Source organism: Psychroserpens luteolus (assembly GCF_021032705.1).
Lineage (GTDB): Bacteria > Bacteroidota > Bacteroidia > Flavobacteriales > Flavobacteriaceae > Psychroserpens > Psychroserpens luteolus.
The window spans coordinates 555,796-569,624 of the sequence record NZ_JAHVXI010000002.1; the positions used below are offsets into that span (position 1 = coordinate 555,796).

Annotated in this window: 15 protein-coding genes; 4 read left to right on the forward strand and 11 right to left on the reverse strand. The window is 33.4% G+C overall.

Translation table 11 applies throughout. The features are described 5' to 3' along the window. Positions 1-11: 11 nt before the first annotated feature. From KWG70_RS08190 to KWG70_RS08215, 6 genes are all read right to left on the reverse strand, one after another. Complete coding sequence (locus tag KWG70_RS08190; protein ID WP_230935516.1) at positions 12-188, reverse strand: hypothetical protein; 177 nt, start codon at positions 186-188, stop codon at positions 12-14. Continuing rightward, positions 188-760 carry an RNA polymerase sigma factor gene (locus KWG70_RS08195; protein ID WP_230935517.1) on the reverse strand — a complete coding sequence of 191 codons (573 nt, stop codon included), beginning with the start codon at positions 758-760 and terminating at the stop codon, positions 188-190. Before KWG70_RS08195 ends, KWG70_RS08190 begins: the two co-directional genes overlap by 1 nt. A gap of 173 nt (positions 761-933) precedes the next feature. Further along, entirely contained in the window at positions 934-2,184 is a 1,251-nt protein-coding gene (locus KWG70_RS08200; protein WP_230935518.1) for an alpha/beta hydrolase-fold protein, read from the reverse strand. A 29-nt stretch (positions 2,185-2,213) separates the two neighbouring features. Continuing rightward, complete coding sequence (locus KWG70_RS08205; RefSeq protein ID WP_230935519.1) at positions 2,214-2,819, reverse strand: energy transducer TonB; 606 nt, start codon at positions 2,817-2,819, stop codon at positions 2,214-2,216. Positions 2,820-2,834: 15 nt separating this feature from the next. Then, the gene (locus tag KWG70_RS08210; RefSeq protein WP_230935520.1) at positions 2,835-3,257 is read right to left on the reverse strand and encodes a MotA/TolQ/ExbB proton channel family protein; all 423 of its coding nucleotides are present in this window, start codon (positions 3,255-3,257) and stop codon (positions 2,835-2,837) included. 15 nt (positions 3,258-3,272) lie between these two features. Beyond that, entirely contained in the window at positions 3,273-4,604 is a 1,332-nt protein-coding gene (locus KWG70_RS08215) for a serine hydrolase domain-containing protein (protein WP_230935521.1), read from the reverse strand. A gap of 333 nt (positions 4,605-4,937) precedes the next feature. Between KWG70_RS08215 and KWG70_RS08220 the strand changes: the two genes are divergently transcribed. From KWG70_RS08220 to KWG70_RS08230, 3 genes are all read left to right on the forward strand, one after another. After that, complete coding sequence (locus KWG70_RS08220; RefSeq protein ID WP_230935522.1) at positions 4,938-5,852, forward strand: sensor histidine kinase; 915 nt, start codon at positions 4,938-4,940, stop codon at positions 5,850-5,852. Then, on the forward strand, positions 5,845-6,561 hold the full coding sequence (locus KWG70_RS08225) for a LytR/AlgR family response regulator transcription factor (protein WP_230935523.1): 717 nt from the start codon (positions 5,845-5,847) through the stop codon (positions 6,559-6,561). The genes KWG70_RS08220 and KWG70_RS08225 overlap by 8 nt, the downstream gene beginning before the upstream one ends. Before the next feature lie 67 nt (positions 6,562-6,628). Further along, the gene (locus tag KWG70_RS08230; protein WP_230935524.1) at positions 6,629-7,219 is read left to right on the forward strand and encodes a hypothetical protein; all 591 of its coding nucleotides are present in this window, start codon (positions 6,629-6,631) and stop codon (positions 7,217-7,219) included. A 6-nt stretch (positions 7,220-7,225) separates the two neighbouring features. Here KWG70_RS08230 and KWG70_RS08235 read toward each other — a convergent pair whose 3' ends face one another. Then, positions 7,226-7,633, reverse strand: a complete 408-nt coding sequence (locus tag KWG70_RS08235) for a DUF2721 domain-containing protein (RefSeq protein WP_230935525.1) — start codon at positions 7,631-7,633, stop codon at positions 7,226-7,228. Between the two features lie 14 nt (positions 7,634-7,647). Further along, positions 7,648-7,971, reverse strand: a complete 324-nt coding sequence (locus tag KWG70_RS08240; protein ID WP_230935526.1) for a hypothetical protein — start codon at positions 7,969-7,971, stop codon at positions 7,648-7,650. 177 nt (positions 7,972-8,148) lie between these two features. On the opposite strand from KWG70_RS08240, the gene KWG70_RS08245 reads away from it, so the two are divergent. Beyond that, positions 8,149-9,876 (forward strand): tetratricopeptide repeat protein, encoded by a 1,728-nt coding sequence (locus KWG70_RS08245; RefSeq protein ID WP_230935527.1) that lies wholly within the window; start codon positions 8,149-8,151, stop codon positions 9,874-9,876. Positions 9,877-9,935: 59 nt separating this feature from the next. On the opposite strand, the gene KWG70_RS08250 is transcribed toward KWG70_RS08245, so the two are convergent. The 3 genes from KWG70_RS08250 to lpdA all read right to left on the reverse strand — a co-directional run bounded on the left by KWG70_RS08250 (position 9,936) and on the right by lpdA (position 13,773). Then, positions 9,936-11,723, reverse strand: coding sequence for a serine hydrolase (locus tag KWG70_RS08250; protein WP_230935528.1), 1,788 nt, complete (start codon positions 11,721-11,723; stop codon positions 9,936-9,938). 187 nt (positions 11,724-11,910) lie between these two features. Next, on the reverse strand, positions 11,911-12,213 hold the full coding sequence (locus tag KWG70_RS08255) for a GIY-YIG nuclease family protein (RefSeq protein ID WP_230935529.1): 303 nt from the start codon (positions 12,211-12,213) through the stop codon (positions 11,911-11,913). A 159-nt stretch (positions 12,214-12,372) separates the two neighbouring features. Further along, positions 12,373-13,773, reverse strand: coding sequence for a dihydrolipoyl dehydrogenase (gene lpdA / locus KWG70_RS08260; RefSeq protein ID WP_230935530.1), 1,401 nt, complete (start codon positions 13,771-13,773; stop codon positions 12,373-12,375). Positions 13,774-13,829: the final 56 nt, after the last annotated feature.

Genomic DNA, 13,829 nt, shown 5'->3' on the forward strand with positions numbered 1-13,829 from the left:
ATTAATAGCTTTTATTTTTTATCTCTTCTACTCATAACCGTTTCTATAACATCCCCAAAATTATAAGAGAAAAGCTCTGCTAACTCCATAATCAATTTGGCAATGGCAATATCATTCATAACCTTTGCTTTCAATTCCTCAGGAACCGATTTCAATGGCTTATCTATGTCTTTAAAAGGATTTTCCATCACTTAAAGTTATTAGCGTAAACGGTTAATAATTTATCTTTAGCACGCTTGATTCTCATCTTTACAGCGCTCTCCCCAACACCTAAAACCATCTCAATTTCCTTTATAGAAAGGTTATCTTGATATTTTAGTAAAAGTATCATCTTCTCATCAGGTGATACAAGTTCCAATGCTTTCTTGAGTTTATCAACTCTCATATCGCTAAAATCAGCTTCATCTGGGTCTTCAGATATATTTTCTATATCGGCATAGTCAACAGATTGCTTTTCAAACTTTTTAGCGGTATTTCTCGTCACATAATTCACACAATGATTATATGTAAACGCATATAACCATGTTGAAAATTTAGACTTCCCCTTAAAACTAGCTAACTTCACAAAGAGTTTTAAAAACACATCTTGTGTTAAGTCTTTAGCTTCATCTTCATCTCTTGCAAAACCGTAACATTTATTGTATACCAGAGTAGCAAAACGATCATACAGGACTTCGAAAAGCAATGTATCATTATTCTTTACTATAGCACTAACCAGCTCTTCGTCTGATAATTTTAAAATGTCATTAGAGGGTTGCAAAAATGTATTAGATTGGTTTAAGTGGTTTTTATTAAGACACCTGCCTTAGTATTAAGTCACATCTTTTTGAACTTGTATGTTAAATTTATGAAATTTAACAGTTGCAAACATTAAAAATTTAATATAAAAAAAGCGAACTCAAATGAGTTCGCTTAAGATGTCTATGTGCCTCTTTATTTTTTTAAATCATCTAGTTTTTCTTTGTGATAAGAATTACCGCTTATCTTATAGGCTTTTTCTAAATAGTCTATTGCGTTTATAGTATCGCTTTTACTTATATAATAATCTGCCATAGCATCATAAGCATTAGCACTTTCAGGATAGTACTTAATAGCCATACTAAAAAACAAAAATGCTTTTTCCGGTTGCCCCATTTGTAAATTCATGTAGCCATAACCGTTAAATAACTCTTCAATCATTGGAGGCACATTATACCCAAAGTTTTGGCTATAAATAATTTCTTGATTATGAAGCAAAGCTTTAAGTTCATCTATAGTAGTTTTTGGGTTATTATAAGTTTGAGGAGATTTAAATTGATACCATTTAAACAATGTTACAAGTCCGTCTCTCATAGCAGGCAATGGAATTGTTCCATGTAGATCTTCAGGATAGACTTTCCAATGAAAGTTCAATTCATTTTGTGTTTCTGAGGATGCCAACTGTGAAAATTCAACTATTGATCGTGAAAACAGACTAAATTCAGATGTATCCTCCATTAAATTTTCAATGGTCACTGAAGCATCTTGCATATGCAATTGTTCTGCTGCCAAAGCAACAAACAGACCTTTGCCTTCTAATTTTTTAGTTTTCAATGTCTCTTTAGCTTGTTTCAAAAGTTTTTGATTATCCCAATCCAAACTTGGATCAATAGCTATATAATTGGTAAACAGGTGTGAATGGTTTAGTAGCACATTAATTGTAAATAAACCTGCATATGAATGTCCAATTAAAGTACGATAAGTCCTTGTTGGATAGTTTTTATCGATATGAGTTATCAATTCATTCTCTATAAATGACGTAAACATTTCAGCGCCTCCTGTCTCAGTATTCATAACACCACCACGACGCATTTCAACTTTTGAAGTCGTTAAATCACGTGTTCTATTCGATCTATTTGAGATACCAACTAATATCATATGTGGCATATAATGTCCCCAATAATTATCGTAAACGGTTTCTAAACTAGATTTTAAAGAAAATCCATCTAACAAGTAAACCACAGGGTACTTCGTCTTGCTCTTCGGATTAAAATTGTCTGGTAATTTTACCCAAAAATGACGATAAGCATCTAAGGTTTCAGAATAAATACTATCGGTAATCTCTCGATTTATGAATTCTGGTTCAACTTGACTCGTTTGAGCAAATAGAGATAGATTAGAAAACATAAATATGACTAAAATAATGTATTGAAATGTTCGCTTCATGATATAAAATGTAATATTAGAAAATTGTGTTATAAGTTACCTCCATAAGATACAACAGTAGAACACATAACTTCTACGGTTTCACCATTTTGGGTAGCAGGTTTCATAAGAGGTAGTTGTTTTATCACTCTAATAACTTCAGCTTGAATGACCACATTAGCTTTTCTCACTTTAAGTTTTGACGTTTTTCCGTCTCTACCAATTTTAAAAAACACCTCAACGTCTTGTGGTTCTGTAATTCCTAGATTTTTTGAAATATCAGAATTAAATTGAGTACCAACAAATATGCTAATACTTTCAATAAAACACGCTTTTAATTCTTGTTTAGAAAGACCTTCACAACCAGGATAAATAGGGCCATTTTCTACATCATCAAATTGAATGACATCTGTTATATCGCTTTTGTAATTAACAAAACTATCATCGGCGAAAAGACTAGCAAGACTCAATATTGCTTGTTTTTCTTCTTCAGTTACATTGCCTTGAATCATAATTTGTTCATGAACGGCATTAATTCTATGTATCAGTTCACTGTCAGAAGATTTGGTGTTATCCTTACAAGACAATAAGATGAGTGCTATTAAAAATAGTAAATATCTAATATCTACTACCTTAAACTTTGGTAAATACGTCATACTGCTTTTTAATAACTATTCTGAAATATCTTCCGATTTCAATTTTAATCTTAAAGCTATAATCCCGATTCTAGTAATGATAAACGTGAGCAGTCCAAATGTCGCAGTTAATAATGATATTTTAAGTCCGGCAGCAAACATAGATGGTTCAGCATTTCCCATTGCCTCTAAAGTATCAAACGCAGAGATCAACCCAATAATTGATGCAAAAAAGCCCATTACTAAGCCTAACAACCCAAAGTCAATAGCTAGTTTTAATGATTTATGAGCTGCAGATAATGATGTGTTCGCTTTTAAAAACCCTCTTATTACAAAAGCTAATGAGGCTAGTAAACATATTAGAATGAGTGTCATAAACAATGGTCCACCATCTACATAAATATTTGCACCTATTGGCATAAAACAAAAGTTTTTAATTGTGAGTGTTAGTGTATTCATAATGTATAAATTTAGTTATAGTTTTTTAAACAATAATGGTTTGTTATCGCCTCTTGTAAACCTTACGAGTCCAGTATCTGGATAAAAGTCAAGTACAACTCCTAAAGAATCAAAGGTGAATTGATGTTGTTTGGTAGGTGTTAATTCTTTTAGATTGCTTTGTTCTGGTGCTCCAAGTAATATATTGCCTTTGGCTTTAAAAATAAGTTTGTATGGTACATCATCACATGCATATTCACCTACATATAATTTCACCTGTTCTTCAGTAAGGTCAATATGCGTAAAGTTTGGAAGTGTAATTGGTTGTCCATGACTAGACGCAAAAGCTGCGAGCATGATTCGCATTTTACTAAAATCCAGACCATTACTCACCAGTGCAATAGTAGTTTTTGTTAGAGGCACATGCACTAACATAGATTGAAATCCGTCAATACCACCTTCACTTGCATAGAGATCGACTCCATTCATATTAGCATAAAAAAGTCCATGACACACCTCCTTATTGTTACTTTTTTTCATGGCTTCCAAACTTGATTTAGATATGAGATCACCATTAAAAAGCGCATCCATAAATTTTGTCAAATCACCAGATATAGACACTATAGCTCCTGCACCTCCAGGGTTAGACATATTGGTCTCTGGCTGAATCGTCCACTCTTTATTCTCAATTTCGTATGAATTACTTTCATTGGCTTTAATATTTATTTCACCTCCATAATAGGTATGTTCCAAACCTATCTTCTTGACAATTCTTCTATCCAGACATTGCGAATACATATCTTTATCTAAATCTTCAATGATATAACCTAGTAACAGATAATTGGTATTACTATATTCTGTCTTTTCTCCTGGCTCAAAATCTAAAGTGTATTTTTTAATTCTCGATAACATTTGTCCTTTAGTAGAGGGGTTCAACATCCATTCACCAAAATCAGGATCATTAGTAATATTATACAATCCACTACTATGATTTAACAGATTTGAGATTTTGATCTTTTCTGAACCAAGTACTTTTGGATAAAACATTGAGAGTGGTGTTTCTAAAGTGATTTTTCCCTCATCTATGAGTTGAAAAACCATCACAGCCGTAAAAGCCTTAGTAATTGAGCCTATTCTAAATTTTGTGTTTGCACTATTTTTTATTTTGGTTGCTACTTCAGAAAAACCAACAGCCTTATTATAAATTTCTTGATTGTTTTTTGAGATAGTCATTGTTGCCATAAGTTTATTATTCTCCTCAAGAATATTAAAAAACTCATCTAATTGACTAAAATTTGATTCTTGCGCAAAGCAACCACTAGAGAGTAGTAAAATGATTAGTGCTAGCTTTTTAATTATTAACATCATCTATTGTTTTTTGATTACTTACCAAAACTAAGCACAAGATTCTATCGTGGTTATATTTTGCGACCAACAACCATTTTAAAACCCGATATGACGTTAATGTCAAAACCCTTGCTAAATTGGTCGTTCATCTCTAATTATTGCTTATGCCTATAAAATTGTAGTATTATTGTATTGAGAATATTACATATGTTTACAAAACGGTTCATTCTAAAAAAAATCAGACAAGTTCTTTTACATCTTCTCTTTTGGATTGGTGTTCTATTTTTCTACACTTATTTTTTTGGAGTTAACAATTCCACGTTTGATGACACATTACAGTTTTCTCTTTTTCTAATGCCAATAACAATAGCAACAACTTATGTTGCTACCTATAAATTAATTCCAGAATATCTCATTACAAAACAATATTGGCGTTTTACACTATACAGTATATATACAATTATCATTTCTGTTTATTTATTAATGGTGTCCATTTTTTTTAGTTTGATCTACCTATCTAATTTTGAATATGACAACATGAATCCTGCAACTAAAAACATCATCTTCATTTGTACAGCAGTATATTTGGTTGTTATTGTTGTTAGTGCATTTAAGCTATTAAAACTTAATTTAGATCAAGCGTCTAGAACAAAGCAGCTAGAAACTAAAATATTGGACACCCAACTTAAATTAAAAGAGCAAGAACTTAACTATTTGAAGATGCAAATTCATCCGCATTTTCTATTTAACACGTTAAACACCATGTACGGATTTGCATTAAAAAAAGCAGATCAAACACCAGATATGATATTAAAGTTATCTAACCTATTAGATTATCTTTTGTACCAAGCCGAGAAACCTTTTGTTTTACTTACTGAAGAAATCGCACACATAAAAGACTATATAGAATTGGAAAAAATGCGATTTAATAATACGTTAAATGTAGATATAAAAGTATCGTCAACTTCCGAAGCTATAACAATCGCTCCAATGCTATTAATACCTTTTATTGAAAACAGTTTCAAACACGGAAGCATTGTAAATGGTGTTTTAAATATTGATATTCAATTAACGGCAAGTTTGGAGCATATCCATTTCAGCATAAAAAATTCAAATTCTGAAAATAGCACGTCAAAACCAGGCATTGGATTAGAAAACATAAAAAAGCGGTTAGAGTTGCTATACCCTAAAAAACATAAGCTTTCTATACAGAATGAACCACATACTTTTGATGTCGAATTACAATTAAAAACCCCAAGCAATGTCTAAAACATATCCCATTAATTGTTTAATTGTAGATGATGAAGCCATTGCTAGAGAGATTATTGAGACACATCTTTCTAACATTGAAAACATACATGTACTAGCCAGTTGTAGTAGTGCCATTGAGGCTTTTAATTATATAAGCAATCACACTATTGATCTTGTTTTTTTAGACATTAATATGCCTGAAATTTCTGGTATATCATTCGCAAAATCAATTAATACTGATATAAAAGTCATTTTCACGACAGCCTATAGAGATTATGCCGTAGAAGGGTTTGAGCTTAAAGCTGTTGATTACTTATTAAAACCTATTTCATTTGGGCGCCTACAAAAAGCAATTCATAATTATTTTGAAATCTATGGAAAGACGGAAGAAAAAACCGCTCCAACAGTTGAAGAATCTAACTTTATGTTTGTACGTTCTGAACGCAAAATGATAAAAATAAATTATGAGGACATTGTGTTTATTGAAAGTTATAGTGACTACCTAAAAATTCATTTAGATGATAAAATCATAGTCACTAGAGAAACTATAAGTTCTATTGAAGCTAAGCTACCAAAACTACAATTTTTAAGAATACACAGATCGTACATTATTTCTATAAATTCGATACAATCGTTTACAAACGAACACATTACAATTAGCAATCAATCTCTCCCCATTAGCAGAAGTTATAAGAAAGATGTCTTAGCGCATTTAGAAAAATTTTAGAAGTTATTCAATAAAAACGTATATTAGACGTTGCCTTATAAATCACTTTTTGTTAAAAGTCCGCTAAATGAAAGAATACCTACACAAGACTATTCCTAATTTGAAGCCATTTGATTATGCACGTCATCACGATGATTTGTTTATCAATCAGCAGTGGGTTCTAGTTAACGGTATTTCCAAAAAGAAATCAATATATACGTTTAGAAAAGACAATATTCTTGAGATCTCAAGAAAACAGTCTATTATAGAAACCTCGTGGACTATTGATATTCAGAACGTGTTTTCTATTGAAACCGAAGATGGATTAATTACAGTTAAAGCCTATTTTAAAGACGATGATGTCTTAGTCCTTAATCACCAAAACAAGAAAGAATTTGCTTTGTTTATTAATACCGCTAATTATGATGAGGATGTAAATTCAATTGAAGACGTACAAGCTTTTTTAAAAGAAAAATATAAGCAAAAAGTGGCCAATTTAATTTACGGTCATGAGTTTTATTATATTGAAAAATCTGAAGAGTTTGGTCCCTTTACGGTTGAAGAGCTTGAAGAAAAGGCAAAAAAGGAAGAAATAAGTATGTATTGCTTTGTGAGAGATATTAACGAAAATGATTATAGTAAGCGCTTACGAATTTACGATCTCATAAAAGAGCTTTAAGATTCTTTATTTTTTCTTCAAATGACTTTCAATATCACTTAAATGTAAGCTCAGTGCTCGTGTAGATATTTGAATTTCTTTAACCAGCAGCGCCAAAGATAAAATCAATAGAATCAAAGCAATACCAAACACGTAAATGGCAAGCATGTGATAATCTATATAAATCAAGAACATTGTCAATACACAAAGTAGTAAACTTGTAATTCCTAATATTTGCATCCATCTGGTTAGGCTTAGTCTTAATTTTAAGTTCTTAATTTGTTCAATTAGCGACTCATCCATTTTCTCCAAATATTTGTCGTGTAAGTTTCTAATCACTGCAGCATAAGCCAAAAATCGGTTAGTATAAGCCAGCATAATCAATGAAATTGCCGAAAACAGTAATGCTGGTGTGGTGAGTGTTAATTCTTCCATATGGGTTGTATAGATTATTTAGGAGGCAAAGTCATGACGTAATTGTAACTTTCATTGAAATAGTCTACTAGCAGCTGTATTTCAGTGTATAAAGCCTCAGGAACTTTTACATAATCACGCATCACAGCACCATACGATCTGTATTCTGTAGCATTATATTTCTCTTTAAAGGCTTCCTGAGATGCTTTGGATAAACGAATACCTATTTCAGCATCTTTATTTAACAAAGTAAACATGTAGCCATTAGCAGAGGTGTAAATCATCTTCTTACCTTTTCGTTCAAAATCTGGACATTGCTCGACAATGCTATCATAAAATTTCAGTTGTTCTTCCCACATGATTGCTTGTTTTGAATCTTAAATATAATAAAACCAAATATATAAGTTGGTCTTTTAGTTCCAACTATCATTCATTTCATTCCAACCATACATAAGCGCTTGTAAATGAGCGAAACCATAGTTATTTTTAAAGTTCTTATATTAAGGGTAGAACTAATTTTAACTAAAACAACAAAGATGAAAACCATATTTCTTTTTCTGCTTTGCCTCGCCTTATATTTTACATCCTGCAAAACCGATAAAGCATCTAACGAAGAGGTTACCATTAAAACACCTCCGCTATCAAAATATACCTGTGCACCAAGAATTACAGATGCAGATTGGTATAAAATAGACAATAAAGCCCCTTTGTTTGAAGGTCTTGGAACTCTTAATTATCCAATCACCACAACTAACGATTTGGCTCAAAAATATTTCAACCAAGGATTAACATTGGCTTATGCTTTTAATCATGCTGAAGCTGCTCGCTCATTTTTTTATGCGACCAAATTAGATCCAAACTGCGCTATGGCTTTTTGGGGTTATGCTTACGTATTAGGACCAAATTACAATGCTGGTATGGAAGACAACCATTATGAGCGCGCTTATAATGCCATTCAAAAAGCAAAACAACTATCGCTTAACACTACTGAAAAAGAAAAGGCTATAATCGATGCTATGGCTGAGCGTTATTCGGCAACACCTCCAGAAGATCGCTCACAATTAGACCTTAATTACTCAAATGCTCTGAAAACAGCTCATGAGGCGTATCCAGATGATTTAGAAATAGCAACGATGTATGCCGAATCTGTTATGAACCTGCATCCATGGGATTTAAATGAAAAAGACGGTACCGAAAAACCGTGGACACCAGAAATTGTAGCCCTTTTAGAAAACATTATAAAGGCTTATCCTACGCATCCTGGAGCTAATCATTTTTATATACATTCTGTTGAAGCCTCCAGTACGCCAGAACGTGCTTATGCTTCTGCAAAGGTCTTTGATGATGGTACCATTCCTGGCGCTGGACATCTTGTACATATGCCTTCACATGTCTACATACGTACAGGTGATTATCATAAAGGAACGGTTTCAAATATTAATGCTGTAAAAGCCGATAGTACTTATGTAACGCTGTGTCATGCGCAAGGCGCTTATCCACTCGCGTATTATCCGCATAACTACCATTTTATGGCAGCTACTGCAGCTTTAGAAGGCAATAAACATTGGGCAATGGTTGGCGCAAATAAAGTATCAAAGCATGTACACCCAGATATAATGGCCGAACCAGGTTGGGGAACACTACAACACTATTATGTAATTCCCTACTATTCTATGGTAAAATTTGGGATGTGGGATGAGATTCTAGCTAAAAAAGAATTGAGTTCATTAAAATATCCACTAGCTATGCAACATTATGCCAATGGTATGGCTTACGTTGCTAAGAATGAATTGGAAAAAGCAAAGATCGAGTTAGAGGCATTAAAAGTGTATGCCAATGACGAAGGCATGAATGAAATTACCATATGGGACATCAATACGGTTGGTACCTTAATTGGTTTGGCAGATATGGTCTTAGAGGCTGAATTACTGGCTGCTCAGGACGATTATGAAGCGAGTATTGCCCTACTCAAAGATGCGGTAGTTATAGAGGATGCCTTAAACTACAACGAACCACCAGACTGGTTTTTCTCTATTCGTCATCATCTTGGTGATATTTTAATAAAAGACGGAAAATACCAAGAAGCTATTGCTGTTTACAACAATGATTTAGAGCGTTTACCTAAAAATGGTTGGGCACATCACGGACTTAAACTCGCCTATGAAAAATTAGGTGACACCGAAAATGCATCTAAAATGGAAACTGCTTTAAAAAGTAGTTGGGCAACTGCAGATATTGAATTAGTTGGATCTAAGGTGAAATAAAAAAGATAATATCTTAAATACAAAGAGCGAACCATTGGATTCGCTCTTTGTATTTTATTCTATTCCTTCAATTTAAGACCAAATGTTTCTCGCCCATTTTGGTTCAAGGTCATACTTTCAATATCTCCATTTGCATTTCTATTAAAAGTGACTTCTGCTTTTACTTCTTCTACAAAAAATTTATCTTCAGACATTGGAACAAGCATAACCATACTTTGTCCTGTAGGCTTGGCTGTTAATTTATTATCTTCTCTTGCTATAGTAACTATAAACTCTGCTGCTAACTGATACTTACCAATGTAATCATCTAATTTAGTCGTATCAATTTCAAATACTTTTGGTAAGTCACTGATATCTACATTCAACTTTTTTAAAATAGCAATACCATTAGTATTCCCAGGATTGAGTTCTACAGATTTTTTGTAATTTATAATTGCTTCTTCTTTATTACCATTGGCAAGCAGCGCTTCACCATAACTATCATAAACATTTGAAGATTCTGGAAATTGATCGACGTTTAATTTAAAAATTGCCAAGGCCTTTGTGGTCTCTTTTTTACCCATATAATAGTAACCAAAACGGTTCAATATGTTTTCTGAAAAATTATAGGCATCGGCATGATTTAGCTTTAAGTCATTATACGTAGAGGCCAAATTATCTATGCCTTCAGTATCCATAATTGTTTTCAATTTTGCGGCAATCGATGGTTTGATCATACATCGATTCCCCATAGACGCTCCCGTTTTCCATTGAATCCAATCACAAAATACTTGTCTGTAAATATTATGACCAGAACCACCATTGGTAATCATTATAAAACCATCATTGGTATCTGGGTTGACTCTAAAAAATGCATGCCAACCTGTATTAGCGCCTCCATGTCCTTTTAACGTATATGATACACCAGGAATACTTTGTACCTGATATCCTAAACCATAGCTATCATTTGAAGCTGGAGCCGGTTGCATCATGTCTTTAAGAGTGCTCGGCGTCAAAACACTATTGTATGTTTTGTTGTTTTTGTAGGCAAAAAGACTTGCATAAGCAAATCGTGTAAAATCTTCGATCGTTGTGTGCAATCCCGCTGCAGCTTGTGCTGTAAACAATTCAAAATCTATTCGTTCTCCAAAATTATCGTATTCAAAAGATGAGTTTTTAAGTATGGTTTCATCAATTTTATAGCTACTATTGGTCATGCCTAATGGTTTTAAAATTTGTGCTTGCATATAATCTTCAAACTTTTGCCCTGTGACTTCTTCCACAATGAGTTGCAAGATGGTATATCCGCCTCCAGAATACTTCCATTTTGTTCCTGGTTCCATTATCATCTCTACTCTGCCTGGTCCATTATTGCGACCGTTTAAAGATTCTTCTATAGTCGATAAACGATCATCAGGTGTCCATCCAGGATAGCCATGTAGTGATAAACCAGCTGTATGACTTAATAATCGTCTTACGGTTACTTGTTTAGAGTCAAACTCCGATTCTGGTAATTGCCAACGTGTTAAATAGTTTTCGGCAGGCGCGTCTAAGTCAATTTTACCTTCTTCTACTAACTTCATAATTCCCCAAGCAGCAACGGTTTTAGAAATTGAACCAATATTAAAGCCCGTTTGCGTTGTTACTTTTGTTTTTGTATCTACATTGGCATACCCATATGCTTTTTGTAATACCAATTCGCCATTTTCTATAATAGCAATTGCTGTTCCTGGTACTGTGAATTCTTGTAGTAATTTTGGGATACTTTGATCTAGATCTTTCGTAAAACTATTAATCTCTTGAGCGTTTTTTTGTCCGTAAAGCGCTAAAGACATTAAAAAAAAGAGCAATGTGATTTTTTTTAACATGTCAATTGGATTTAAATGATTAGTTATGAACTGTATGCCCTTACGACGACAGTATAACATTTTAGTTACAATAACTATCTGTCATTAAAGATAATATAATGTTACAGACCATAGAAATATCCTATAAAAAAAGCGAACCAATTTGTCATTCCTGCGAAGGCAGGAATCCATTTCAATAAACAATGGTTTACTTAATCCAGTCTTTTGATAAATCATTCCATTTAGGATTTTCTTTTTCGATTAAATTAATTTTCCATTGACGCTTCCATTTTTTCATATTCTTTTCTCTTTTAATAGCATCATTAACATATTGAAAAGTTTCAAAATAAATTAATCTATTTAAATTATATCGTTTACTAAACCCTTCAAACAATTTATTTTTATGTTCAAACATTCTTCGTTCCAAATTGTTTGTAACACCAATATAAAGGGTACCATTATAGCCATTAGATAAAATGTAAAGATAATATTGATGTATTGTTTTGTACATTATTACTAAAATATAAAATTTAGCGACGCATGTGGATTCCTGCCTACGCAGGAATGACAATGTCCTATAAAAAAAGCGAACCTATTGGTTCGCTTTAAATTGTTATGATGTTGACATGTGAGATTCCTCGACTACGCTCGGAATGACAGTCATGATGTTCTAAATATGCAATGGTCTATCATCTGTAGCAGCTAAAGCCGCTTCTTTAACCGCTTCTGCAAATGTTGGATGTGCATGAGACATACGCGAGATATCTTCGGCAGAGGCTCTGTATTCCATAGCTACAACAGCTTCGGCAATCAAATCGGCACAGCGAGCACCAATCATATGAATTCCTAAAACTTCATCTGTAGTTTTATCGGCTAATATCTTTACAAACCCATCGAGGTCTCCTCCTGCTCTAGCACGACCTAATGCTCTAAACGGAAATTGTCCAGCTTTATACGCTACTCCTGCTTCTTTCAATTCTTCTTCCGTTTTACCAACTGCTGCAACTTCTGGCCATGTATATACAACTCCAGGAATTAAATTGTAATTGATATGTGGTTTTTGTCCGGCTAAAGTTTCAGCAACAAACACACCTTCTTCTTCAGCTTTATGTGCTAACATAGCACCTTTAACTACATCACCAATCGCGTAGATATTAGACACATTGGTTTGTAAATGATCGTTAACTTCTACTTGACCTCTATCATTGAGCTTCACACCTGCAGCTTCAGCGTTTAATCCATCAGTATATGGACGACGACCTACAGACACTAAACAGTAATCACCTTTAAACTCAACAACTTCACCTTTTTTGTTTTCAGCTTTTACGATAACCTCATCACCGCTTCGTTCAACCGATTGCACTTTGTGAGACATCATCATTTTGAATTTTGCCTTTTTAAAGACCTTATTCAATTCTTTTGAAAGTCCTGCATCCATTGTTGGAAGAATGCGATCCATATATTCTATAACGGTCACCTCAGCTCCTAAACGTCTGTAAACTTGTCCGAGTTCCAATCCAATAACACCACCACCAATTACGATCATATGCTTTGGGATTTCTTTAAGCTTCAGCGCTTCAGTAGATGTGATAATGCGTTCTTTATCTAAAGTGATAAACGGTAAATTTGATGGTTTAGAACCTGTAGCAATGATGATATTCTTTGCTTCAATCTCGCCAGCGTCCTTTCCGTCAATCTTAATATGCGTTGCATCTTTAAAGCTACCTAGACCTTCATAGACGTCAATCTTATTTTTTTTCATTAAGAAATCAATTCCACCTGTAGTTTGATCAACAACTGCTTGCTTGCGTCCGATCATTTTTTCTAGGTTGACTTTTATATCTCCAGGAATTTCGATTCCATGATCTTCAAAATGTTTTGTTGCTTCTTCATAATGATGAGAAGACGCTAAAAGCGCTTTACTCGGAATACAACCAACATTTAAACATGTACCTCCTAGTGTAGAATATTTCTCGATTATTGCAGTTTTCATGCCTAGTTGTGCACAACGAATTGCTGCTACATATCCACCAGGACCAGAACCTATTATCGCTACATCGTATGATTTCATAAGAAAATATTTATCAGTTTTAATAAAATGAGTACAAAAATACGACTATTTTTAAC